Annotated in this window: 3 protein-coding genes; all 3 read right to left on the bottom strand. The window is 56.2% G+C overall.

From position 1 onward, the window contains the following. Positions 1-217 (bottom strand): hypothetical protein (locus SY26_RS22005; RefSeq protein ID WP_232303435.1); only part of this gene is annotated, 217 nt, incomplete at its 3' end. Between the two features lie 112 nt (positions 218-329). Next, positions 330-773, bottom strand: a complete 444-nt coding sequence (locus SY26_RS20870) for a hypothetical protein (protein WP_084693987.1) — start codon at positions 771-773, stop codon at positions 330-332. A 98-nt stretch (positions 774-871) separates the two neighbouring features. Then, a complete protein-coding gene (locus SY26_RS19615) occupies positions 872-1,591 on the bottom strand; it encodes a replication initiation protein (RefSeq protein WP_052715413.1) in 720 nt (239 codons plus the stop codon). Positions 1,592-2,377: the final 786 nt, after the last annotated feature.

Below are 2,377 nucleotides of genomic sequence, written 5' to 3'. Positions count from 1 at the left end.
TTAAGGTAACTAGGCCTGTCTCCGATGCTGGCCCGTTCGACGCCTCAAAAAATGGATCTGTGGAGACAGGCCAAAACACAGCGCGGAAGCCAAAATGCAGTTTTGGTAGACATTGCGCATATCCTGCAACTGCAACACCCCTCTGCCAGACAACATGCTGATCGCCCTTGGCCTGGACGACGCGGCGGCGCTGGCGGTCCTGTCCAGCCGCATCCATGTTGCATGTGCCTTGGCCGCTGGTGGGCGGCTCGGATAAACCCTTACTGGAAAGCCTCAGTGCCCTTGGGCAGGCCCGTCTGATCGACGGCGGGCGCTTTGTCGCCTGACCTTCAGCCGAACAGGCGTTTCCAGAAGCCTTTGGGCGGCTGCACGACCGGCTGATCGGGTTGGGGGGCAGGCTGGGTGACGGGCTGAGGAACGGGCCGCTGGTCCGCCAGTAACGCGGTCGCCTGCTGCCGCCAGCGGTCCCGATCATCGCGCAGATCGGCAATCACGGCATCCCGGTCGGTCAACCGCTCCTGCGCTGCCTCAAGACGTGCCTGCAACTCTCTGACGGATGGGGTGTTTTCCGGCGTTTGGACAACTGTTTGCGGTGTTCGGTCTTGGTTCCCATCAACTGTTTTGGGGTATACCCGATGCAACTCCGCTGCCTCAATTCTGAAGACGCCGGTCTCTTGCTTAATCGCCGATAACCTGCCGGATTTTATAGCCTTGGAAATCGTTGCTTTGGACTTTCCACTGGCTTTTGCAGCCTCTCCAAGGGTGTAAGCCACGGGGTTTCCTGTCGTTCGGGGTCAATGCCGCATCAACCGTTTACCCGGCCCAGTCGAATTGCAAGACGTTCTGACAGTCCTATGAGGCATTTGCGCATTCACAGCGCTAGTTTCATCTGGCTGACATTCTCGAAGGTGAAGCGCAGGCGGTCGATCTTGCGGCCCCGGCGAATAGGCTCGACCTCTGCGGTAATGTTGGTTTTAGCCGCCAGTTCTGCAAGCGCCGGGTCGATTACGAAGCGGCGGGCATCATTGAAGTTACGGCGGTAGCTTTTCGGAGTTTCCATGATTGCGTGGAAACGGTCCATATCCACTTCCCAGACCCCGGTTTCACGGAAGCGTTCAAGGTTCTCGAACAGCCGCCAGCTATAGGTCGACCGGAGCGCCGCAGCCTTTGAGAGCTGGTAGCTTGTGAAGTGCTTTTTGAGCTGAACAAGAAACTGCGCAATCTCCGGAGCGAAGGCCAAAGCGACCTCTCCATCACCGTTCTTGTAGCTGATCGAGGTGATCCAGCGCATCTTGATTACCTCAGTCTTCTGTCCGCTAGGGCCGTAATGTTCGATATGCCGGATGTAGCGGTTGAACAGGTTTTCTTGAGCGTCTCGCAACTGCTCATAGGCCGTGGTCGGGTCCAGTCCAAACTGTTTGGCAAAGTCCACGGCTGAGATCCTAACGGGCTTTCCAGGAAGGGCGACCGCTTTAGGCGACAACTTCGCCACTGCCATGGCCACCAGCCGCTTCTCACCAAGGTTCAGACCATGTGAAGCGCTTATTAGCGTGTTGTGCATCGTAACGTTGCCGCTGACGGGCAGCTTCATGGCGGGAGTATCTTTTCGGGGTCGGGCCATTGCGAGACGTTCCGGGTATGTGCGAGAATAAATAATACTCTCGCACATACCCGGAACGTCTCGCAATAGGCTTATCAGCCTGTGGATAGCACCCGGTTTTTCTCGCAGTTAACCCGGTTTTTCTCGCAGTTAACCCGGTTTTTCTCGCAGTTAAGGCTAATTTATATAATGAAATCAACTACTTAATAAGACCAAAAACAAGATAAAAACAAGAAAAAAGGAAGCGCTGCTGGATGGAGACTCAAAATCACCATCCGAAAGCGCCTGGAGCAGGCCGCGAATTTACTAAGAAATGGCAAAATAGGCGAAGGTGCGCTCTCCATGACGCTCTGAGAGGGCTCAGGCTACTAGTCCAAGAAATAGGGCGAGAGAGCGGCTCCTGCCAAACGTCAGTGCGGAGGGGGAACATGGCATGGCAGGAAATGTGGAATGTTAACTTCGCTCCGTCGCAGCTCTGTGCCTGCTGACTGGAGTGGCTCTCCAGGCGAAGAACGGCAACGGTGGCAGGTGTAAAAAATTACACTTCCATTTCTTGCCAATCTTACAGCCTGCCGAAGCGCAGGCTTCAATTCAGGGCGCAGGGAAAGGTCAGTGCCCGTCATCCCATGCATCATCCTTTGGTTTGATCCGACGCTCGGCGGCGGGTTCGTCCCGGACCTGCTCCTGAATGGCCGGTTTCTTCTTCGGCGCGTGTGAGACAGCCTCGACCGCCGCCTTGGCCTGCGGCGTGACCCTGGTCCTGGTCGCGGCCTTCGC

This window comes from Paracoccus sp. 228 (assembly GCF_000967825.1).
GTDB classification, from domain to species: Bacteria; Pseudomonadota; Alphaproteobacteria; order Rhodobacterales; family Rhodobacteraceae; genus Paracoccus; species Paracoccus marcusii.
The sequence above is the reverse complement of the archived record's forward strand: the minus strand, read 5'-3'. Positions and strand labels throughout refer to the sequence as shown.

Coding starts and splice junctions, on each gene's coding strand:
- SY26_RS19615 (WP_052715413.1), bottom strand. CDS start 1,591: ATGAAGCTGCCCGTCAGCGGCAACGTTACGATGCACAACACGCTAATA.